Here is a 20,928-nt window from a genome sequence, read left to right as displayed (position 1 = left end):
GAAGTCCAAGAAGGCGACTTCATGTGGCTGCGCGCCTTCTGCCCCCAAGCCTGCTACGCAGGCGGCCCCGGCAAGTTCCGCTACCTCCTCTACAAGGACGTCAACCGCCAGATCACCCTCACCTGACACCGGGGAACCGGCGCGCGCGGGGGCTTTCCGCTCTTTCATCAGAAGTCCCCGCGTGCTCCCCTCCGGCTCGCGGCGCGGTATGCGCTCGGCGGTCGGCCGTACGCGGCCTTGAAGGTCCGGCTGAAGTGGGCCGGGTCGGTCAGGCCCCAGCGGGCGGCGATCCAGGACACGGGGCGGTCGGCGTAGCGGGGATCGGCCAGGTCGCGCCGGATGCGCTCCAGGCGCCGCGAGCGGATCCACGCCGCCACCGGCTCGCCCTCGCCGAAGAGCGCGTACAGGCGCCGGAGGGAGACGTGGTTGGCCCTGGCGATCGACGACGGGTCGAGGCCGGGGTCGCCGAGGTGCTCGAGGATGTAGTCGCGCACCTCGCGGGCCGGGCCGCGCACGGGGTCGGCCGAAGCCGGCCCGCGGTGCAGCTCCGCGGAGAGCATGGTCACCAGCAGGTCCAGGGCCGAGTGCACCAGCCGCGCGGCGCCGGCCCCGGCCAGCTGGTCCCGGTTGGTGCCGAGCTCGGCGAGGAACGGGTTGACCACCTTGCCCAGGCCCGAGTCGCGCGGGAACCGGACCGCGGTCACGCCGTCGACCTCCTCCGGGGCCAGGTCCAGCATCCCGCGCGGGATCACCATGACCACGGCGCGGTTGCGGCCGGGGAACGACAGCTCGTAGGGCCGGTCGGTGTCGTACACCGCCAGATCCCCCGGTCGCAGCTCGGCGGTGCGGCCGTTCTGCTCCAGCCGGGCGGTTCCGCTCAGCTGCAGGCTCAGCTTGCAGCAGTGCGGGTCCCCCGGGGCGATCAGCTCCGGCGTGCGGCGCACCAGGTGCGGCTCGGCCGCGATCTCCAGCACGGACACGCCGTCGACCACGGTCCGGTCGAAGCGGCCCCGGAAGTCGGCCGCCGCGTCGATCTCCAGCGGGACGACCGCGCCGGCCATCGACGTGCGCCACCTGTCGAGGTCAACCGCGGGCCCGAGCACGTCCACCTCCTGGTCTCGCTTGTCGACGGCTGCGCGGAGCTTGTCGCGGGGTGCCGAATCCGGTTGCCGGGCAGCACTTCTCCCCCACCGGACGACTAGCGTCGCCCGGGAGGTCGACAGGAGGAGGCGCATGAGCGCAGGATTCGCGGATCTCGTGGTGTCCGGCGGTCCGATCCACACCGCCGCGGGCGGCGCTGCTGCCGAGGCGTTCGCCGTGCGCGACGGGCGGATCGCCGCGATCGGCTCGACCGACGAGGTCGAGGCCTGGTGCGGGCCGGCGACCCGACGGCTCGACCTGGCCGGTCGGCTGGCCGTGCCGGGACTCGTCGACGGGCACGTCCACCTCGGCGTCGGCGGCACCCAGCTGGCCCTGGAGCTCCCGCTGCTGCCCACCGACGGCCCCGACGAGGTGCTGGCCAAGGTCCGGGACTGGGCCGGGCGGCTCGAACCCGGCGAGTGGATCATCGGCGGCATCCTGGGCAGCGGCACCTGCGCCGAGCTGAACTCGCGCGAGATGCTGCACCGCCTGGACGCCGCTTCGCTCGGTCATCCGCTGCTGCTGCGCGACGACACGATGCACAACCGGCAGGTCAACTCGCTGGCGCTGGAGGCGATGGGCGTCGCCGAGGACACCCCGGATCCGGCGGGCGGGACCTACGTGCGCGACGGCGACGGCCTGCTGACCGGTGCGCTGCGGGAGCGCGCCAGCGCGCAGGCCGAGGCGGCGGCCGACGCCGCGCTGCGCGACCCGCGGGGCCGCCTCGTCGCGGCGCTGCGCGCGGCGCTGCAGCACCTGCGGGGGCTCGGGTTCACGGCGGTGCAGGAAGCGGCCACGATGGGGCGCCACCTGGACGTGCTGGCGGAGATGGAGCGCTCCGGGGAGCTGACCTCCTGGATCGTCGCCTCGATGCCCGCCCACGAGTTCATCGAGAGCGGCCCGGTCGGCGAGGACCTCTTCGCCGAGGGCCCGCGCCACCGCGGGGAGCTGGTCCGGCCGGACTTCGCGAAGTTCGCCATCGACGGGGTTCCCACGACGCGCACCACCGCGCTGCTCTCGCCCTACCGCTGCCACCACGACGGCGAGGACCCCGAGTTCCGCGGCGCGCCGACCTGGACCCTCGACGAGCTCGCGAGCGGGCTGCTGCGCTGCGCCGAGCTCGGCCTGGGCGCGAAGATCCACGCCACCGGGGACGCCTCGGTGCGCCTGGCGCTGGACGCCGCCGCCGTGGTGCGCCGCGAGCGCGGGCCGGGTCCGATCATCCAGATCGCGCACGCCTCGTTCATCGCGCCCGAGGACCTGCCCCGCTTCGCCGAGCTGAACGTGCGCGTCGACGCCTGCCCGTTCCTGTGGCACCCGAGTCCGCTGTTCGACGCGGTCGCCCACCAGGTGCCCGCGGAGACGATGGAGCGGATCTGGCCGTTCGGCGAGCTGCTGGCCTCCGGTGCGCTGGTGGCCGGGGGCTCCGACTGGCCGGTCGGGTTGCCGGAGCTCAACCCGTGGCTGGGCATCGAAACCATGATCACCCGCAGCGCTCCCGGCGAGGCGCACCGGCGGGTCAATCCCGGCCAGGCGATCAGCCGGGAGCAGGCCGTCGCGGCGTTCACCTCCGCGGCGGCCGAAGCGCTGGGCATCGGCGATCGCACCGGCTCGCTGCGCGCCGGGTTGTCGGCGGACTTCCTGGTGCTGGACCGCGACATCTTCGATATCCCGGCGACCGACATCCACCGGACCGCGGTCCAGGAGACCTACTTCCGCGGGCAGCGGGTGTAGGCCGCACGCCGGGACCGCGCCCGAGCACCGCACGGCGGATCACCCGAACGCGAGGGTGGGCACGTCGACCACGTGGGCCCCGCCGTCGACCACCAGCGTGGCCCCGTGCACGTAGCGGGCGTCCGGGCCGAGCAGGAAGGCCACCACCCCGGCGACCTCGTCCGGCTCGGCGGGGCGGCCCAGCGGGACGTCCTTGGTCACCGCGGCGTAGGCGGATTCGACGTCGGTCGCGCCGCCCTGCTCGACCAGCACCCGCATCTCCTCGTCGGCCATCGGGGTGCGCACCCAGCCCGGGCACACCGCGTTGGCCCGCACGCCCCTGCGCCCGTAGTCGCGCGCGACCGAGCGCACCAGCCCGAGCAGCGCGTGCTTGCCGACGGTGTAGCCGGCGGTCTCCGGTGCCGCTCGCAGGCCCGACAGCGACGAGACGACCACGATGCCGCCGCCGGCCACCTCCAGGGCGGGCAGCGATTCGCGCACCGTGACGAACGCGGTGGTCAGGTTCGCGTCGAGGCTCGCGCGCCACTCGTCGTCGCCGGTGTCGCCCACCGAGTCGTAGCCGTGCCCGCCCGCGTTGGCCACCACGCCGTCGAGCGAGCCGAACCGCGCCCGCACCTCGCCGACGAGCGCGCGCACCGCGGACGCGTCAGCGGCGTCCGCGGGCATCGCGGTGATGCGCGGGTGCGTCGCCGCGACCTCTTCGAGCGGTTCGCGCCTGCGACCGGAAACCACGACGTCGGCTCCGTCGCGCGCCAGGCGGGCCGCGACGGCCGCGCCGATCCCGGTACCGCCACCGGTGACCAGGCAGGTGCTCATCTCGGGGTTCCCTCCGTCGTCTCCGCGGGCTTCAGGCCGACCGCGTCGAGGTCCTGCTCCAGCGCGTTCCAGATGTGCGGCTTGCGGGCGCGGAAGAGCGCCGCCGCGCCGATCGCGAGCACCGCCGCGACCGGCAGCAACCAGGGCAGCGCGGTGACCACGGGGTTCTCGCTGCCCGCGAGCTCGGGGAAGTTGACGAACGCCAGCACCGTGACCGTCCACAGCCCGGCACCACCCAGCAGCGGCAGCGCGAAGGTCCTACCCCACCGGGGATCTCGCGCTCTGCGGAAGTGCACGACGATCGCGCTCGCGGCGATCGCCTGCAGCACGATGATGCCGAGCGTGCCGATGCCGGTGAACGAGGCGACCAGCGAGGTCATCGGATCCGCGCCCGCGACCGCGTAGGCCATGGCCACCGCGGTCGCCAGCACCAGCTGCGCGGTGGAGGCCACCGCGGGCGAGCCGTTGGCCCGCCGGGTGCGCGCCAGCGGCCTGGGCAGCACGCCGACGCGCCCGAGGGCGTAGAGGTAGCGGACCGCGGCGTTGTGCAGCGCCAGCAGCGCGGCGAACAGGCTCACGACCAGCAGCAGCTGCATCACGTCGGTCAGCGCCGTGCCCAGGTGCTCGGCCGAGACGGTGAACACCAGGTCACCGGCGTCGAGGTGCGCGGCGGCGATGCCGCCCGCCTCGCGCACGCCGAGCGCCGAGACGATCGCCCAGGTCGTCACCGCCGCGAAGACGCCGATGAACGTGATCGCCACGTAGGTGGCGCGGGGGACGGTGCGCCTGGGATCGCGCGCCTCCTCGCTGAACAGCCCGGTGGCCTCGAAGCCGACGAAGGCGTTGGCGGCGAACAGCAGTCCCAGCCCGAGCGAACCGGTCAGGAACACCTCGGGGCGGAACACCTCGAAGGAGAACCCGGTGCGCAGCAGCACTGCGGCGTCGAGCACGAGCAGGATCGCCACCTCGCACACCAGCGCCACGCCGAGGACCTTCGCGGAGAAGTCGATGCCCGCGCGGGTCAGCGCCCACGCACCGGCGACCGAGAGCAGGCTCCACGACCACCACGGCGCGTCCAGCCCGAACACCCCGCTCATCACGGTCGAGGTGAAGAACCCGCTGGTGCCCACCGCACCGGCGACGAAGCAGTTGTAGCCGACCATCGCGACGAACGCCGCGACCAGACCCGCGGTGCGGCCGAGTCCGCGCACCACGTAGGCGTAGAAACCGCCCGCGTTGACCAGGTGCCTGGCCATCTGGGCGTAACCGACGGCGAAGAGCAGGAACACGACCGTGGCGATCAGGAACATCACCGGCGTGCCGCCGCCGGTTCCCACCGCGATGCCGATCCCGCCGATGACGATGATCCCGGTCAGCGGTGCGACGGCGGCCAGCACCAGGAAGACGATGCCGCTGACGCCGAGATGACCTCTTAACCCGGTCTCCGAATCTGCTGGGGGCACGATGAACGCTCCTTCCGGCGCGGCGCCGAAGAGGGTCAGGAGGTGGTCCGGCCGAGGACTTCGGCACGCGCCCCGACCGGGAAGTTCACCACCGAGGAGGTGTCGAAGCCGTTGTTGCCGAAGATCTTCCCGTCGGTGCGCATGCCGTGGAGGTCGATCAGGAGCACCCCGAGCGTGGGCACGATCTTCTCCCGCCACGCGAAGAGCACGAGCCCGTCGCGGATCGCGATGTGGTGGCACCGGTCGGTGTCGGCCAACCCCCGCTCGACGCCCTCCAGGCAGTGCCAGGTGAACAGCTCCGGGGTGAGGTAGATGTGCTCGTAGCTCTCGTTCGGCGAGTAGGTGTACCGGTTGCGCAGGCCGACCAGCTCGTCGGTCGGCGCGTGCACCGTCGCCGTCGAGCCGTCGAGCGCGCCGTGGACGATGCGCGCGGTGACCCCGGTGGGTTCGTCCCCGCGCCGCACCCGGGTGTGGGCCGATTCCGCGCGCACCTGCTCGCTCGGCAGCCGGCCCTCGATCATGGTGACCAGACCGGCCTCGGTGTCGAGCGCGAAGGTCGTCGAGGTCTCCCCCGCGAGACCGTCCACGAGGTAGGTGCCGGGACGGATCGAGGTGACCCGCACCGGCACGTCCGCGTGCGCGCCCCACGAGGCCACGCCGTCGCCCAGCCGGAGCTGATCCGGGCCGTCGAGGTCGAGCTCGAAGCTCGCCCCCGACAGCTCGTCGGTCGGTTCGAGCAGGTCGGCGCCGGGGGCGAATCCGTCGCCGAGCGCGCCTACCGGGATGAACTCGTTGCCCATTCGCTTCCTCCCCGTTGAGGACCCGGTCCCGCGTCCGGGGACCGCCGGGCGCGCGCGAACGCGCGTCAGTGACAGCTCTTCCCGCCGCTGGGCGGGACGTCGAGGGTGGGATTGCGGTCGAAGAAGCCGACCGGCTTGAGCTTGAACCCGGTGTGGTCCACCGGCATGATCGGCCAGTCCTCGGGGCGCGGGAAGTGCGTGAGCCCGAAGGTGTGCCACACGACGAGGTCCTGACCGTCGATGTCGCGGTCGTCGGCGGCGTAGGCGGGCAGCCCGGCACCGCCGGGGTGCTGGTTGACGAAGTCCCCGGCGGCGTAGCGCTCGGCGGGGTCGTAGCGGGTGACCCACAGGTGCCGGGTGGCGAACTCGGCGCGACGCCGGATCGACGACTCCTCGGCCGCGAGCAGTTCCGGGTTGCCCTCCGGGAACAGCGCGTAGGCGACCGGGTCGCCGAGGCGGTTGCGCGAGCTCGGGTTGGTGATGTGCCAGACCCGGCCCCGCCGGTTGTCGGCCCGCCGCTGGGCCTCGGACTCGCTGCGCAGCGGCGTGTGGCGCTTGCTGAAGGCGTTGCCGCGCGGGTTGTCCGGGCCCGCGGGCACGCGCTCGACCTCGACCTCCTCGACGAGGTTGGCGGGGCCGTCGACGGCCATGTCGAGGCGAGCGTTGAACAGGTGCTGGTGGTACGGCGCGCCGAGCCCGGGAGCGATCTGCGAGGCGTAGGGGTGGTGGGCGCCCGGGTGGGCGGAGGTGAACACCACTCCGGTGGCCTTGACCTCCAGCTCGATGGTGCCGTCGAGGTAGAGGTACCAGTAGAAGCCGTAGTCGTAGTTGCCGATGGTGGTGAAGAACGACAGCACCATGCGCCGCTGCCTGCGGGTCTCCGAGGACCCCGCCCACAGGTCGGTGTGCTTCCAGAGGATCCCGTGGTCCTCCTCGTGCAGGCAGATCGCGTTGCGCAGGGTGTGCGGGTGGCCGAAGTCGTCGGCCACCACGGCGTCGAGGTAGGTGATCTCGCCGAGGCAGTCGCAGCCGAGCTGGAGGCTGTTGGCGTAGCGGCCGATGAGGTATTCGCCGGTGTCGAAGTAGTTCTGCCAGGACCGCACCGGTGAGGGGTCGGCGTAGGGCACGACCATCTCCGAGATCGAGGCGCGGTGGCAGATCGGCCGGTCGCGGTCGCCGTCGCGGAACGAGATCTGGTGCAGCACCAGTCCTTCGCGGGCGTCGAACCCGATGCGCAGCGACCAGTTCTCCCAGCGGAGCAGGTTCCCGTCGAGGGTGAAGCTCACGCCCTCGGGCTGGGTGATCTCGATCGGCCGCTGCGAGGTCCGCGCGGGCCCGGTCACCGCCGGGTCGTCGAAGTTGCCCGACTCCGCCGGAACCGGCATCGCTCCCAGGTCGATGACCTGGTCGACGGACTTGTTCACCACGTCGACGTAGCCGACCAGCCCGTCCACCGGGTGCGCCCAGGCGTGGTCGTTCGGGTGCTCCTGCACGAACGCCAGCCCGCGCAGGATCCGCCGCCCGCGCTCCTCCGGGTACTCGAACACCCCGGCGGACAGCGGGGCGACCCGGACGTCGGCGGCGTCGAGCCCGCGGTCCTGCAGCGCGGTCAACCAGCGCTGGTCGGTGCGCAGGACCTCCTCGACGAGGCCGAACTCCTCGTCGAGCACCGGCAGCTGGCCCTCGGTGGCCGGGTCGAGCTTCCGCTGTTCGACGACGCGCTCGGCGGTCAGCGAGACCAGCACGTCGGATCCTCCCGGCGCGGCGGCGTCGTGCAGCAGGGCCCGCGCGAGGCGTTCCGGGGAACCGGCCAGCGCGTCCTTCGGCGGTTCTTCCAGGCCCAGGTACGCGACCCGCGCGGTCTCCGGCAGCAGGTCGGCTCCGACGAGCGCCCGGCGGGCGAGGGCGATCTCGTCGGCGGTCAGCGGGCTGAGCGGGTGAGGTGGAGCGGTGTGCATGACGGCCTCCGTTTTTCTCCACGTGTAGACGAAAGGGTGAAGCAGCGGCGCCAGCGGCGCAAGGGGGAATCCGCGGCGATTACCTTGAAGTCATGCGCACGACCGGAGCTCGCCATGCCGAAGCAGGTTGACCACGACCGCCGGCGCACCGAGATCGTCGAGGCGACCTGGCGGCTGATCGCCGAGCGCGGCATCGACGGCACGACGATGCGCGCCATCGCCACCACGCTCGGCATGGCCAACGGCGCGCTGAAGCACTACTTCCCGGACAAGAACGCGATCCTCCGGGCGGCGTTCACGCACGTCTTCGACAACACCAACGCGCGCATCGCCGAACGCCTCGGCGAGGCCACCGGGCTCGCCGCGCTGCGGGCCTTCTGCCGCGAGGCCGTTCCCGCCGAGGACCTCACCCGGCTGGAGGCGCGCGTGGTGATCCCGTTCTGGCAGCACGCGTTGACCGATCCCGAGCTGGAATCGGTGTTCGCCGAGGCGATGTCGGTGTGGCGCGAGCAGATCCGGCACCTGCTGGCCCAGGCCCGCGCGGACGGCTCGGTGCGCACCGGCGAGCCGGACGAGCTCATCACCGAGCAGCTGCTGGCGATGCTCAACGGCGTCCAAGCCCTCGGCACCCTCACCTCGGCGACGACGCCGGAGATGCTGCACCGCATGATCGACGCGTTCCTGGACGGCCTCACCGGACGCGTCAGCTGAACCGCGGAGTCCCCCGAGCGGCGGGTGCTCGGGGGACTCCGCGGCCGGAAAGGACTGCGCCTCAGGAGGTGTGGTGGACCTCCTGCAGGCCGTAGACCGGGGTGGGGATGCCCTCGGCTCGGGCCTTGAGCTGCAGCGCCAGGTAGAGCGAGTAGTGGCGGGACTGGTGCAGGTTGCCGCCGTGGAACCACAGCCCCTCCTGCTGGGTGGGCTTCCACATGTTGCGCTCCTCGCCCTCCCACGGGCCCGGGTCCTTGGTGGTGTTCGAGCCGAGCCCCCAGACCTTGCCGACCTTGTCCGCGACCTCCTGGCCCACGATGTCGGCGGCCAAGCCGTTCATCGAGCCGAAACCCGTCGCGTAGACGACGAGATCGGCGTCCAGCCGGGTTCCGTCGTCGAGCACAACCTCGGTCTCGGTCAGCTCGGAGACCTGGCCTCGGGCCAGCCGGATGTCGCCGTTGGCGATCAGCTCCGAGGCGCCGACGTCGATGTAGTAGCCCGAGCCGCGGCGCAGGTACTTCATGAACAGCCCCGAGTCGTCCTCGCCGAAGTCGAGCTGGAAACCGGCGCGCTCCAACCGGCCGTAGAACTCGGCGTCCTGCTCGCGGATCACGTCGAAGGCGGGCTTCTGGAACTCGTTGAGGATCCGGTACGGGATGGAGGCGAAGATCAGGTCCGCGGTGCGGGTGTCGATGCCCGAGGCCACCGCCTCCTCCGAGTACAGCGGGGCCAGGCTGTGCTCCAGCAGCGAGTCCGAGCGCACCACGTGGGTCGAGGAGCGCTGCACCATCGTCACCTCGGCCCCGTGCTCCCACAGCGCCGCGCAGATGTCGTGCGCCGAGTTGTTCGAGCCGACGACCACCGCCTTCTTCCCGCGGTAGGCGTCCGGTCCCGGGTGCTGCGAGGAGTGGTGCTGGTCGCCGCGGAAGCGCTCGTGACCGGGGAACACCGGCACGTTGGGCTTGCCCGACACGCCCAGCGCCATCACCAGCTGGCGGGGCCGCAGCGTGATCTCCTCGCCCGCGCGGTCGACGACGAGCTCCCACTGCCCGTTGCCCGGGTCGTACTTGGCGCTCAGCGCCGTGGTCGAGCCCCAGTAGTTGAGCTCCATGACCTTCGCGTACATCTCCAGCCAGTCGCCGATCTTGTCCTTCGGCGCGAAAACCGGCCAGTTGTCCGGGAACTTGATGTAGGGCAGGTGGTCGTACCAGACCGGGTCGTGCAGGGCCAGCGACTTGTACCGCTTGCGCCAGGAGTCCCCCGGCTTCTCGTTGCGCTCGACGATGATCGTGGGCACGCCGAGCTGGCGCAGCCGCGCGCCCAGCGCGATGCCGCCCTGACCGCCGCCGACGATGACCACCTCGGGATGGCGGGCGCTGCCGAGCTCGTCGAGCTCGGCCTCGCGCTGCTCGCGCCAGGTGATGCGGTCGGGGTTGGCCCCGTGCTCGGTGCCCTTGGGCCTGCGGTGATTCGACGGCTCCTCGTGGCCCTTGAGCTCGTCCAGCGTGGTCAGCAAGGTCCACGCCGCGCCGTCGACGAGCCGCAGGTGTCCGGTCCCGCGCCCCACCGCGGTCTCGAAGGAGAACCACGCCTCGGTCACCCCGTCGGCCTCGGTCGGTTCCTCCAGCACGGTGAAGTTCTGCGGGGCCGCGCGCTCCAGGGTCGCGCGCAGCATGTCGGCGATCTCCGCTCGCCCTTCGAGCGTGATGAAGTTCCAGGTGAGCGCGATGAGATCGCGCCAGTAGCTCTCCTCGGCGAACAGCGCCACCACCCGCTCGGCGTCGCGGGCGGCGATCGCCTCGGAGAACTCGGAGATCCAGTGCTCCACGCGGGCTCGGTTCGCGCTGCGTTCCACGGTCTGGCTCACGGACTACCTCCTGGTCGGGCGTCGTTGCCCCGGTCGCGGCACCCGGTGCGGGGCCGCGATCACGTCCACGTGCCATGAAGCCAGACCGAACCCGGTCGCGCACGGGTTGCAGGGGGTTGCATCGCGGCTTCAGCAGCCGCGCACCGCCGGGGCGGTGGAGTGCGGCAGCAACGAGTCCGGGTCCGCCGGCCGGAGCACGTCGACCTCGACGTTCCCGCTGAACCGGTAGGGCCTGCGGCTGAGCAGGCCGCCGAGGTGGCGCCGCAGCCGCGACATCTCGGCGCGCACGGTCACGGTCCGGCCGGGGTCGCCGAACACGTCGGAGGCGAGCTGCGCCGCGGTTCGCCCGTCCGGGTGGTTCGCGAGCAGGAACAGCAGTTCGGCGTGCCGCGGGCTCAGCGGGTGGCTCCACCGCCCCGACGGGGAGACGACCTCCAGGCAGGCCTGCCGCGCGGATCGCAGGTCGAGCAGCACGCGGGCGCGGGCCTCGGCCACGGAGTCCTCGCCGAGCGGACGCACCAGCCAGCCGCCCTGCACCGGCTCCACCGCGCAGTCGCCGAGCGCGGGCAGCCACGCGCGACCCGGGGCGCACCCGTCCGGGAGCGCCACGCGGTTCATCGGCACCACCCCGGCCGAGGCGGCCACCCAGCCCTGCTGATCGGTCACCACCGCGCGCCCGCCCACCCGCGAGAGCATCGGCGCCGCGGCTGCGCGCAACCGCTCGAGGTCGGCGGCGTGCACGGCGTGCAGCTGCGACTCGGCCAGCTGCGCGACGGTCTGCACCAGCGCGAGCGTGGTCGGGCTGACCGTGGCCGCGGGCCCGGACAGGTCCACCGCGCCGAGCAGCTCACCGCTCCTGGGGTCGTGCATCGGTGCGCTCGCGCAGGTCCAGGTGTGGTGCGAGCGCACGTAGTGCTCGGCGGAGTACACCTGCACCGGCAGCCGGGTGACCAGCGCGGTGCCGATGGCGTTGGTGCCCACGGACTCCTCGCACCAGCTCATGCCCTCGACGAACCCGAGCGAATCGGCGTCGCGCCGCACGGCGGTGCTGCCCTCGCGCCAGAGCACCCGCCCGTCGGCGTCGGTGACCACCATGATGTTCGCGGTCTGCTCGGCGACGCCCGCCAGCTTGCCGCGCAGCAGCGGCAGCACCTCGGCGAGCGCCGAACCGCGCCTGCGCTCCCCGAGCTCCTCGGGCGGCAGCGGATTCCCGCAGCAGCCCCGCTCGGGGTCGATGCCCTGCGACAGCATCCGCCGCCAGGACGCGTCGATCACCGGGCGCGGCCGCGCGGGCGGCCGCTCGCCGGCGACCGCCGCATCGTGCACCCGCGCGAGGAAGCGGGCGTGGCGATGCGGGTCGGCACCCATCGGCAACGCGGCTTCGAGGCTCTCCTGGCGCACCGCCCCAGTGTGTCCCACATCTCACCCGCGGCCAAGGGGGCGGGCGCGGCCTCACCGCATGACCACACCGCCGTCGATCACCACCGACTGCCCGGTCATGTAGTCGGCGTCGGGCCCGGCCAGGTAGGCGACGAACCCGGCGACGTCCTCGGGCGTCTGCACCCGCCCGAGCGCGATGCCCTGGGCGTACTGCTCCATGGCCGCTCCCCTGGCCAGGCCGAGGTAGCCGCCGAGGCGGGCGTCGATGTCGTCCCACATGTCGGTGCCCACGATGCCCGGGCAGTAGGCGTTGACGGTGATGCCGTGCTGGGCGAGCTCCTTCGCTGCGGCCTGGGTGATCCCGACGACGCCGAACTTGGTGCCCGAGTAGGCGCCGAGGTAGTCGAAGCCGGCGTGACCCGCGATCGAGGCGGCGTTGATGATCTTCCCGCCGCCGTGCTCGCGCATGTGCTCCGCGGCCGCCTGCAGCCCGTAGACGACGCCGAAGACGTTGACCCGGAACAGCTGCTCCAGCTCGGCGGGTTCGACCTCCAGCAGCGGTTTGACCTGCGCCACGCCCGCGTTGTTGACGTGGGTGTGCAGCCCGCCGAGCTCGGAGACGGCATCGGCGACCACGCCGAACACGGTCTCCCGGTCCGAGACGTCGCCGGGCACCGCGACCGCCCGCCGACCGGCCGAGCGGACCTCCCGCGCGACCGACTCCGCCCCGTCGGCGTTCACGTCGTTGACCGCGATGTCGTGGCCGTCGGCGGCCAACCGCAGCGCGATCGCCCGACCGATGCCGCGTCCTGCTCCCGTCACCAGTGCTACCCGTGCCATGGATCTCCTCCTCCGCGTCGCCCGGCTCCTCGTCGATCAGACCGCGCGGATCGGCGGGCGCACCAGGGTTGCGGAGGGGTTGCGATCAGACCGGCGCGGTACCGGTCCCGGTCAGCGTGGTGGTGTCGAGCTCGTCGATCCCCGCTTCGCGCAGGCGGGCCAGGTAGCGGTCGCGCACCTCGGCGACGACCTCCGGCGGCAGGCCGGTCAGGGCTCCGCGGTAGCCCGAGCCGAGCACCAGCAGCCAGGCGACCCCGGGCGTCATCGGCAGCGCGCGCTCGTGCACCGCGACGCGCACCTCGACGAGTCCGAGCGAGCGCAGCCACTCGGCGAAGGGGCCGGGCTGGTTGATCCGGTCGATGAGGTGCGCTGGCCGCTCCGCGGGCGGATCGGTCCGCCGCACGTCGGCGATGGCGAGGCCGAGCTGCTCGCCCGCGGCCACCACGGCACCGCGGCGCCAGATGGTGCACGCGACGCGACCGCCGGGTCGCGCCATGCCGATCAGGCGCCGGGTCCCGTCGAGCACGTCCGGGAAGAAGAAGATGCCCAGCACCGACTGCACCAGGTCGTAGCCGGCTCCGCCCCAGGCGGTGACATCGGCTTCGTGGGCGCGCAGCTGCGCGATGCCGGATGCGCGCTCGCGCAGCTCGGCGATCATGGGCGCCGAGACGTCCACGGCGTCGACCAGGCCTTCCTCCCCGACCAGCCGAGCCGAGGGGATGGCCGACGCACCGGTCCCGCAGCAGGCGTCCAGCACCCGCTCGCCGGGACCCGGGTCGGCGGTCGCCACCGCATCGGTCGCGACCGGCTCCCACAGGTACCGCCCCAGCGCGGCGAAGTCCGCGGCCGCGGCGTCGAACGCCTCGCGCGACCCGGTGTTGGCCGGACGTCCCATCCGCTCGCTCCCCTCCGGGGCGATGATCCGCCCGGTCAGCCCTGGCGCGCCTTGTAGCGCGGGTTCTTCTTGTTGATCACGAAGGTCTTGCCGTGCCGGCGGATCACCTGCGCACCCGGCTTCTGCTTCAACGACCGCAACGACTTCCGAACCTTCACGACGCTCCTCCCAGGTCGACTGATCAGCACCACCCTACTGCAATTGATAACCGTTTTCAAAACTGGCTCGGAGCGGAAGCGAACTCCAGGGCGGTGCGCCCCTCGGAGACCGGAACGCGCCCGCGGAGCTCCAGGCCGCTGCTCGAAGCGAGAGCCGCGATCTCGTCGACCTCCCGCTCCCGACCGCCGAAGCACATGAGCATGTGCAGGTCCCTCGCGGTCCCCACGCCCGCGCCGCGGATCGGTTCGATCACCACGACCGCGCCGTTATCGGCCACCGCGCGCCGACATCCGGCCAGCATCTCGCGAGCGCACCGGTCGTCCCAGTCGTGCAAGACATCGCAGAGCAGGCACGCGTCGGCACCGGTCGGCAGCGGTTCGAAGAAGCTGCCCGCTACCACGCCCGCCCGATCACCGAGACCGTCCGCCGAGAACCGGGCGGCCGCGGCGGCGGTGGTCGCGGCGACGTCCAGGACCCGGCCGCGGACACCCGGATGAGCGCGCAGGATCTCGGCCAGCAGCGTGCCATCACCCCCGCCGACGTCGAGGATCTCGGCGAACCGACCCCGGTCGAAGCCCCGGGCGATGCGCGGGGCGTGTTCGCGGAAGCGCCAATTCATATGCGCGTCGAAGGAGCGCCGCAGCTCGGGGCGAGCGTCGAGGTCCGACCAGAAGTCCGTACCGTACCGCCGCGGGTACGCCGGGGCGCCCGTCGTGATCGTCCCGAGCAGCTCGACGAACGCGAGCTCGGCGCGCCCGCCGGAGCAGTTGATGTCGAGCAGCGGCTTGATCCCGCCCGGCGCGTCCTCGTGGAGCTGCGCACCGAGCTCGGTCGGCCGGTACCGCTCCCCGTCGACGTCGAAAACCCCAACCGTGACGAGGTGGTCGAGCAGGAGCCGCAGTGCGGGAGCGTTCGCCCCCGTCTCCTCGGCGAGCTGCTCCGCGGTCGTGCCGGCGCTTCCGGCCCGCTCCACGAGGCTCAATGTCGCGGCCACCCGAACGGCCATCGGCGTCGCCAGATCGGCCAACTCACCAGCACTGCGCTTCGCGGGAGTTCCCATGTCCGACCTGTTCCTCTCCGCCGGTCCCCGATCGGGAGCGGCACGATTCGACCGACGTGCCGCGCTCACCGCAACGGCCGGGTGTAGTTGACGGTCGGCAGCGGGGTGAAGCCGAGGTCCTCGTAGAGCGCTCGGGCCGGAGCGTGGAAGGGGTCACCGCCCGTTCCGACCGAGACCACCTGCAGGTCGCCAGTTCTCATGTGCTCGATGGCGTGTTCGGCGAGGGCTCGCCCGACGCCCCGGCGGCGATGTCGGGCGGCCACGGCGAGGATGTCGATCTCGCCGTGGCGCTGCTCGACCTGCTCGACCCAGCCGACGTACCCGGCCACCTCGTCGTCGACCACCGCGACCGCGACGTGCTTGCCCGCTCGAGGGTCGTGCGCGCGGCCGAGCCGCTCGCGGTAGTCCTCGCGCCAATGCCCGTGCCGGTTGGCGAAGACGGTCTCGCCCACCAGGGGGCGGTAGGAGTCCTCGTGGAAGGAGGCGAAGACGGCGAGGGTGAGTTCCAGCAGGGCCGGGAAGTCGGCCCGCTCGTAGGTCCTGATTCGCATGGGGCGCTTCTCCTCGGTGAGCACGACGGGACCCGCCCCCGGTTGCGGAGGCGGACTCGGGCTCCCCGGCGGGAGCCGGGGCTCAGGCTCGGATGCGCTCCGTCGCGCAGCACGCCACGGATGGAGCGTGCCAGCTCCGAGCACCGGTGTTCCAGTCCTTTTCCGCGAGGTGCTGACCATGACGGGCGAGGTCGTCCTCACCGACAGGGCAACGGTCTCGCCGAGGACGTCCTCGGCGGGGCGTCCGGGAGAACCGGCACCCGCGGGCGCGACCGGTGTCGATCGCCGTCCGGCCCGACGGCCCCGAGCACTGGGCGCGGGGCGCGCGGCCACCACCGCGATCCAGCACCACGTGCTCCGCTCCGCCGCGTGCGGCACCGGCCGGGAAACTCGGTTTCCGCGCCGGGAAGCGCGCCGTAGGGTCCGGGACGTGATGGAGCAGTTCTTCTTCCGGCTCGGCTGATCCCGCTCCGCCGAGGTCCGGCGCCGCTGGTGCGCGGTGCCTTTCGAGTCGTGCCCGAAGGAGAAGAGTTGCTGTTGCTCGTTTCCGGCGCTTCCGGCGTCGGCAAGACCACCGCGCGGCTGCACGCGCGTCACCTGTTCGAACGCCGCCGTCTCGACGCGCGCTACGAGACCGCCGAGCTGTTCACCCTCGGCCCGGTCCCCGCGGTGCCGACGATCGCCTGGCGCCAGGAGCAGGTGGAGGCCGCGGTCCGGCGCGCCATCGCGCTGGAGTCCGAGGGCAAGCACCTGCTGTTCGCCGGTGATCCGGTGCCGCTCGGCGAGGCCCTCGCCGCACCGAGCGCGGACCGCATCGACATCGCCGCGTGCCTGCTCGACGTCGACGAGGAGGTGCATCTCGACCGCCTCGCCGAGCGCGGCGAGCCCGCGGAGCTGGTTCCGCTGCACCAGGCCTTCGCCGCCTGGTTGCGCGCGCACGCCGTCGACCCGGGTCACCTCCCGGAAGCGGTGACCGGCGACGCCTGGCAGGCGATGCGCTGGGAGCGCTGGGTCGGACGCTCCCCCGGGCCCGAGTGGGCCATGACGGTCCTGGACACCTCCCACCTCGCGCCGCAGCAGGTCGGTGCCGAAGTGGTCCGGTGGTGCGAGCGAGCGGTGCGCGGCGAGGCACCGGTGTTCCGCGCCGGGTGGTTCGCGCGCGGGTGAGCGTCACGCGGTGATCGGCACACCGGCGTCGGCGGCGTTGCTGAACTGGTCGTCGACGAGCACGACCGCGCGCCCGGCGGCCTCCAGCAGCGAGGCCGCCGCGGCGGCGCGGTACCCGCTGCCGCAGTGCACCCACGCCGTGCCCCGCGGCAGTTCGCCGATCCGGTCCGCCAGCTCGTAGAGCGGGATGTGCGCGGCGCCCGCGACGTGGGAGGTGGCGAACTCGTTGTTGGTGCGCACGTCCAGCACCGCGTCCGGGGCCGGAAGCGCACCGTTCGACCCGGAGAGCGCCGCGGCCAGGTCCGCGAAGCTCGCGGTGCGGGTGCAGCGCAGCTGCTCGCCGTCGACCGCCAGTTCGTCCGGATCTCCCACCGCGGCGCCGGCGAAGCGGTCGATGCCGATGCGCGCGAGCTCCCGCTGAGCTTCGCCGACCTGCTCGCGCGTCTCGCCGAGCAGCGTGATCGGCGCGCCCCAGTCGATCATCCAGCCCAGCCAGGTCGCCATCGGCCCGTCGAGCCCCAGGCTGACGGTGCCCGCCAGGTGCGAGACGACGTAGGCCCTGCGCGAGCGCAGATCCACCACCCACTCGCCGCGTTCGAGCCTGCGCCGCAGCTCGTCGGGCTCGGCGCGGGCGGGGGCGCGCAGGTCCAGCGGCTCGGGGCCGGCGGAGTTGCGCACGCCCATGTGCGCGTAGTACGCCGGGTAGGCGTCCAAACCGGACAGCGCCTGCTCGACGAACTCCCCCTCGGCCAGCGTCAGCGCGGGGTTGTTCCGCTTCTGCTCGCCCACCGTGGCCGAATCGCCCGACGTGCTGCCCGCCGAGCAGAAGCTCCCGAAGCCGTGGGTGGGCCAGATCCGCGCGCCGTCGGGCAGCAGCACCGCAAGCTTGCGCGCCGAGGCGTGCTGGTGCCGCGCCAGCTCCTCGCTGTGCTCCGCGCCCAGCAGGTCGGTGCGGCCGGTGGTCCCGAACAGCAGCGAGCCCCCGGTGAACACGCCGGCCGGGCCCTGCTCGCCCTCCAGCACGTAGGACAGGTGGTGGAAGGTGTGCCCCGGAGTGGCCACCACCCGCACCTGCAGCCGCGCGGAGAGCTCCACCACGTCGCCCTCGGCCAGTCCGCGCCGCTCGAACGGCACCTCGTCGGCAGCGGCCAGGCCGTACTCGGCCCCGGTGAGCCGCGCGAGCTCCAGGCCACCGGAGACGTAGTCGTTGTGCACGTGCGTCTCCAGCACGAGCGCGATGCGCACCCCCGACCGCCCGGCCGCGGCGATCACCCGGTCGACGTCCCGCTGCGGATCGACCACCACCGCCACCTCGCCGTCGGACGCCAGGTAGCTGCGGTCCCCCAGCGAGGACGTCTCGATCACCTCGACCGCCAGCCCACCGGGCAGGCGCTCCTCCTGCTTCACCACGTCCAGCGCAGTCATCGTGGCCCCTCTCGACCTCGCAACCGACCCGATGCCTCCACTGTCCCGCCGAACGCGCGAATCGCACGTCCGCCGAGCCCGCCGATCGCTTTTCCTGACCCCGAGCGGGACCGAACAGGAGTCCGAAGCGGGCAGGTATGTTCTGCGCATGCCCCGTGCTCTGACGTACGCGCTGGTCCAGGCTCCGCGCTCGCCCATCGGCGAGCCGATGGCGAACTTCGCCACCGACGTTGAGCGCGTGAGCTCCGGGTTGCCGCGAGGTGCGCTGGTGGCCTACCCGGAGCTGCACCTGTGCGGGGCCAGCGGCCCGGGAGCGCACGAGCGGCTGCGCGCGTGCGCCGAGCCGCTCGACGGGCCGCGCGTGCGCGCGCTCGCCGAGCTGGCCGGCGACCTGGGCGTGTGGCTGCTGCCGGGCACGGTCTGCGAGACCAGCGGTGGCGAGCCGTTCAACACCGCGCTGGCGTTCTCCCCGGAGGGCGAGCTCGCCGCGAGCTACCGCAAGATCTTCCCGTGGCGGCCCTACGAGCCCTACCGGCGCGGCGGCGAGTTCGTCGTGTTCGACGCACCTGACCTCGGCCGCGTCGGGTTCTCGATCTGCTTCGACGCGTGGTTCCCGGAGACCGCCCGGCACCTGGCCTGGATGGGCGCCGAGGTGATCGTCAACCCGGTGCAGACGACCACCCCGGACCGACCGCAGGAGGTCGTCCTCAACCGCGCGAACGCCATCGCCAACCAGGTGTTCGTGCTCAGCGTCAACGAGGCCGGCCCGGAGGGGCGCGGGCACAGCCTCGCCGTCGACCCCGAGGGGCGGGTGCTCGCCGAGGCCCCCGGGCCGGACCCGGCGGTGCTCACCGGTGAGGTCGACCTCGACGAGGTCGCGCGGGTGCGCAGCAGGGGCACGGCCGGGGTGGCCCGGGTCTGGGACCACTTCGACGACACCGACGACCCCGTGCGGCTCCCGCTGTACCAGGGCCGCATCGACCCGGGGCGCTGGAAGCCCGCCCCGTAGCGCGCAGCAGTTCGGCCGGGACGACGGAGCCCTACCGTCCACCTCCGGCAGCGTGCGTCCGGGCGGGTCGCGCGCGGCTCGAGTAGCGGATCACCGCCGCGTGGTGCGGGTGGGCCTGTCCCCGCGCTGCCCCGCGACGGGCTGCGCTACGAGGTGTCCGTCGACGGCGCGATGAACGAGTCCTGGGCGCGCAACACCTCGGACGACGTCATCCGCACCGCCACCCGGCACGGCCTCGATCACCGGGGAGCCGCCGCGCCCAGCGGAGCGCCTCGTCGCGCGAAAGGCCGCGCGCGGCCGGCGGTCCCGCGCGACGAGGCGGCCCTCACTCGGCCTCCTGCACGAGCGGTTCCCCGACCGCGCGCATCCTCCGGACCTCCCGATCGCACAACCACCGCCAGCCCAACCGGTCGGCCAGGGCCGCGATCTCGCACCGGGTGCTCAGGTTGTGGCGGAACCGCTCGCGGGCCCGACCGCGCTAGGCCGCGAGCGCTCCCGGGTCCTCCCGAGCCAGCCGCTCCCGGCCCCGGGCGCCCTCCGCGGCGACGACTTCGAGCAGCTCGCGCAGCTCGACGACGACCGGGCGCCGAACCGGCGCCGCAGCACCCGGTGGCACACCCCGGCGTTCGCGCTGAGCAGCACCAGCGCGAACCCGGCGTAGGTGCCGTGCGCCCAGGTGCGCCCGTCGGCCAACGTCACCAGCTGCGGCACCACCAGGACGACCCCGAACGCGGAAGCCGCGCCGGAGAAGACGAACAACCCGGTGGCGAGCGGGTCGGCGGTGGGCGCCCCGTCCTCCACCTCCCACGACCGCAGGTCCACCCGCGCGACCGCGCCGCCGTCCCCCATGCCGAGTCCTCCCGAGCCCGCGCGGCGAACATGACGACCTGCCCAAAGTACCGCGCCCGCCCCGTTTCGGCGGGACTGCACGTCTCCGGTGCGCGATTCCGGCCGCACCGCTGCGGGCGGCGGACGGTGACCGGGTTGACATTGCCCCCGGTCGTGCGGTGTGCGAACTTGGGATGAAGAGGTCGGCGATCGACCTCCCGGACGAGGGGTGCCGTACCCGGACCACGACAAGACGGCCCGCGGAGGCAGTCATGTCGTGGATCGTGCTGGTGCTGTCCGGTGCGTTCGAGGCCGTGTGGGCCACGGCGCTCGACAAGTCCGAGGGTTTCACCCGGCTGTGGCCGTCGGTGCTGTTCGTCACCGCGCTGGCCGTCAGCATGGGCGGGCTCGCCTACGCCATGCGCGACCTGCCGCTGGGCACCGCGTACGCCGTGTGGGTCGGCATCGGCGCCGTGCTGACCGTGGTGTACGCGATGACCACCGGCGCCGAAGCCGTCTCGGTGCTCAAGGTCCTCTTCCTGCTGATGATCATCAGCGGGGTCGCCGGGCTCAAGCTCGTGCACTAGCCGATGTCGAAGGCCAGCACCAGCTCGTAGCCGTCGTCGCCGTGCCCGGCGACCAGGACCCGGGCCTCGCCTCGCAGGTCGGCCAGTCCCCCGGTGCCCATGCCGGGCACGACCTCGAGGTGCTCGGTCACCGATCCCTGGTCCTGCTCGCCGGTCCGGCGGAACACGCAGGTCCCCTCGTGGCCGCCGATGGAGCCCTCGAAGCGCTCCAGGCCGAGCACCGGTGCGGCGTCGGCCTTGTAGGCGATCAGGTAGGTCAGCGAGCCGGTTCCCTCGACGTCCCCGGCGTAGGAGTAGGTGACCTCGGCGCGGGTCAGGCCGCGGTTCGGGTAGTACGCCGAACCGGCGGTGACCCCCTCGCCGTCGATGTCGGCGACCAGGTGCTCGGACCAGGCGGTGACGTTGAAGCGGCAGGTGGCCTCGTGCGCGTAACTCATGGAGAGGACGCTACGAACCGCCGCTGCGCCCGGTCTTGAACAAACGCGACGGCTCGGATCCCGGCTCCTGGAACGCGGTTCGCGCCGCGTCGCGACCCGAC

General features: G+C 72.9%; 20 protein-coding genes, 1 pseudogene and 1 riboswitch. Of the genes and pseudogenes, 6 read left to right on the top strand and 15 right to left on the bottom strand.

What is annotated here, in order from left to right; translation table 11 throughout:
• Positions 1–126: pseudogene (locus ACFQRI_RS23505) on the top strand ((S)-ureidoglycine aminohydrolase); the annotation flags it as partial.
• Positions 127–167: 41 nt separating this feature from the next.
• Here the strand turns inward: ACFQRI_RS23505 and ACFQRI_RS23500 are convergent.
• On the bottom strand, positions 168–1,103 hold the full coding sequence (locus ACFQRI_RS23500; protein ID WP_380672119.1) for an AraC-like ligand-binding domain-containing protein: 936 nt from the start codon (positions 1,101–1,103) through the stop codon (positions 168–170).
• A gap of 130 nt (positions 1,104–1,233) precedes the next feature.
• Between ACFQRI_RS23500 and ACFQRI_RS23495 the strand changes: the two genes are divergently transcribed.
• On the top strand, positions 1,234–2,874 hold the full coding sequence (locus tag ACFQRI_RS23495) for an amidohydrolase (protein WP_380672117.1): 1,641 nt from the start codon (positions 1,234–1,236) through the stop codon (positions 2,872–2,874).
• A gap of 39 nt (positions 2,875–2,913) precedes the next feature.
• Here the strand turns inward: ACFQRI_RS23495 and ACFQRI_RS23490 are convergent, their stop codons facing one another.
• The 4 genes from ACFQRI_RS23490 to ACFQRI_RS23475 all read right to left on the bottom strand — a co-directional run bounded on the left by ACFQRI_RS23490 (position 2,914) and on the right by ACFQRI_RS23475 (position 7,911).
• Positions 2,914–3,690 carry an SDR family NAD(P)-dependent oxidoreductase gene (locus tag ACFQRI_RS23490; RefSeq protein WP_380672115.1) on the bottom strand — a complete coding sequence of 259 codons (777 nt, stop codon included), beginning with the start codon at positions 3,688–3,690 and terminating at the stop codon, positions 2,914–2,916.
• On the bottom strand, positions 3,687–5,153 hold the full coding sequence (locus ACFQRI_RS23485; RefSeq protein WP_380672113.1) for an APC family permease: 1,467 nt from the start codon (positions 5,151–5,153) through the stop codon (positions 3,687–3,689). The genes ACFQRI_RS23490 and ACFQRI_RS23485 overlap by 4 nt, the downstream gene beginning before the upstream one ends.
• A 35-nt stretch (positions 5,154–5,188) precedes the next feature.
• Complete coding sequence (locus ACFQRI_RS23480) at positions 5,189–5,953, bottom strand: MoaF C-terminal domain-containing protein (RefSeq protein WP_380672112.1); 765 nt, start codon at positions 5,951–5,953, stop codon at positions 5,189–5,191.
• Positions 5,954–6,018: 65 nt separating this feature from the next.
• On the bottom strand, positions 6,019–7,911 hold the full coding sequence (locus ACFQRI_RS23475) for a primary-amine oxidase (RefSeq protein WP_380672110.1): 1,893 nt from the start codon (positions 7,909–7,911) through the stop codon (positions 6,019–6,021).
• A 114-nt stretch (positions 7,912–8,025) separates the two neighbouring features.
• Here ACFQRI_RS23475 and ACFQRI_RS23470 point away from each other — a divergent pair, with 114 nt between their 5' ends.
• Positions 8,026–8,622 (top strand): TetR/AcrR family transcriptional regulator, encoded by a 597-nt coding sequence (locus ACFQRI_RS23470; protein ID WP_380672108.1) that lies wholly within the window; start codon positions 8,026–8,028, stop codon positions 8,620–8,622.
• Between the two features lie 61 nt (positions 8,623–8,683).
• Here the strand turns inward: ACFQRI_RS23470 and ACFQRI_RS23465 are convergent, their stop codons facing one another.
• The 7 genes from ACFQRI_RS23465 to ACFQRI_RS23435 all read right to left on the bottom strand — a co-directional run bounded on the left by ACFQRI_RS23465 (position 8,684) and on the right by ACFQRI_RS23435 (position 15,374).
• Positions 8,684–10,489 carry an NAD(P)/FAD-dependent oxidoreductase gene (locus ACFQRI_RS23465; RefSeq protein ID WP_380672106.1) on the bottom strand — a complete coding sequence of 602 codons (1,806 nt, stop codon included), beginning with the start codon at positions 10,487–10,489 and terminating at the stop codon, positions 8,684–8,686.
• 129 nt (positions 10,490–10,618) lie between these two features.
• The gene (locus tag ACFQRI_RS23460; RefSeq protein WP_380672105.1) at positions 10,619–11,890 is read right to left on the bottom strand and encodes a helix-turn-helix domain-containing protein; all 1,272 of its coding nucleotides are present in this window, start codon (positions 11,888–11,890) and stop codon (positions 10,619–10,621) included.
• A gap of 51 nt (positions 11,891–11,941) precedes the next feature.
• Positions 11,942–12,709 carry an acetoin reductase gene (locus tag ACFQRI_RS23455; protein WP_380672103.1) on the bottom strand — a complete coding sequence of 256 codons (768 nt, stop codon included), beginning with the start codon at positions 12,707–12,709 and terminating at the stop codon, positions 11,942–11,944.
• An 85-nt stretch (positions 12,710–12,794) separates the two neighbouring features.
• Entirely contained in the window at positions 12,795–13,604 is an 810-nt protein-coding gene (locus ACFQRI_RS23450) for a class I SAM-dependent methyltransferase (RefSeq protein ID WP_380672101.1), read from the bottom strand.
• Between the two features lie 35 nt (positions 13,605–13,639).
• Positions 13,640–13,762 (bottom strand): type B 50S ribosomal protein L36, encoded by a 123-nt coding sequence (gene ykgO, locus ACFQRI_RS23445; protein ID WP_093416249.1) that lies wholly within the window; start codon positions 13,760–13,762, stop codon positions 13,640–13,642.
• A 56-nt stretch (positions 13,763–13,818) separates the two neighbouring features.
• A complete protein-coding gene (locus tag ACFQRI_RS23440) occupies positions 13,819–14,823 on the bottom strand; it encodes a methyltransferase (RefSeq protein WP_380672099.1) in 1,005 nt (334 codons plus the stop codon).
• 65 nt (positions 14,824–14,888) lie between these two features.
• The gene (locus ACFQRI_RS23435) at positions 14,889–15,374 is read right to left on the bottom strand and encodes a GNAT family N-acetyltransferase (RefSeq protein ID WP_380672097.1); all 486 of its coding nucleotides are present in this window, start codon (positions 15,372–15,374) and stop codon (positions 14,889–14,891) included.
• A 531-nt stretch (positions 15,375–15,905) separates the two neighbouring features.
• Between ACFQRI_RS23435 and ACFQRI_RS23430 the strand changes: the two genes are divergently transcribed.
• Positions 15,906–16,541, top strand: a complete 636-nt coding sequence (locus tag ACFQRI_RS23430; protein ID WP_380672095.1) for a DEAD/DEAH box helicase family protein — start codon at positions 15,906–15,908, stop codon at positions 16,539–16,541.
• A gap of 3 nt (positions 16,542–16,544) precedes the next feature.
• On the opposite strand, the gene ACFQRI_RS23425 is transcribed toward ACFQRI_RS23430, so the two are convergent.
• Entirely contained in the window at positions 16,545–17,966 is a 1,422-nt protein-coding gene (locus ACFQRI_RS23425; RefSeq protein ID WP_380672093.1) for an MBL fold metallo-hydrolase, read from the bottom strand.
• 148 nt (positions 17,967–18,114) lie between these two features.
• Between ACFQRI_RS23425 and ACFQRI_RS23420 the strand changes: the two genes are divergently transcribed.
• A complete protein-coding gene (locus ACFQRI_RS23420) occupies positions 18,115–18,975 on the top strand; it encodes a carbon-nitrogen hydrolase family protein (protein WP_380672091.1) in 861 nt (286 codons plus the stop codon).
• Between the two features lie 441 nt (positions 18,976–19,416).
• On the opposite strand, the gene ACFQRI_RS23415 is transcribed toward ACFQRI_RS23420, so the two are convergent.
• Positions 19,417–19,824, bottom strand: coding sequence for a hypothetical protein (locus ACFQRI_RS23415; RefSeq protein WP_380672089.1), 408 nt, complete (start codon positions 19,822–19,824; stop codon positions 19,417–19,419).
• A gap of 175 nt (positions 19,825–19,999) precedes the next feature.
• Positions 20,000–20,066: riboswitch (guanidine-III (ykkC-III) riboswitch) on the top strand.
• A gap of 9 nt (positions 20,067–20,075) precedes the next feature.
• Here ACFQRI_RS23415 and ACFQRI_RS23410 point away from each other — a divergent pair.
• Positions 20,076–20,390: a DMT family transporter gene (locus tag ACFQRI_RS23410; protein WP_380672087.1), complete on the top strand. Its 315-nt coding sequence runs from the start codon at positions 20,076–20,078 to the stop codon at positions 20,388–20,390.
• Here the strand turns inward: ACFQRI_RS23410 and ACFQRI_RS23405 are convergent.
• Positions 20,387–20,827 (bottom strand): DUF3224 domain-containing protein, encoded by a 441-nt coding sequence (locus tag ACFQRI_RS23405; protein WP_380672085.1) that lies wholly within the window; start codon positions 20,825–20,827, stop codon positions 20,387–20,389. The two genes, ACFQRI_RS23410 and ACFQRI_RS23405, sit on opposite strands and share 4 nt — an antisense overlap.
• Positions 20,828–20,928: the final 101 nt, after the last annotated feature.

Source organism: Saccharopolyspora griseoalba, assembly GCF_042665275.1.
Classification (GTDB): Bacteria; Actinomycetota; Actinomycetes; order Mycobacteriales; family Pseudonocardiaceae; genus Saccharopolyspora; species Saccharopolyspora griseoalba.
This window is presented reverse-complemented; position numbering and strand designations above follow the sequence as displayed.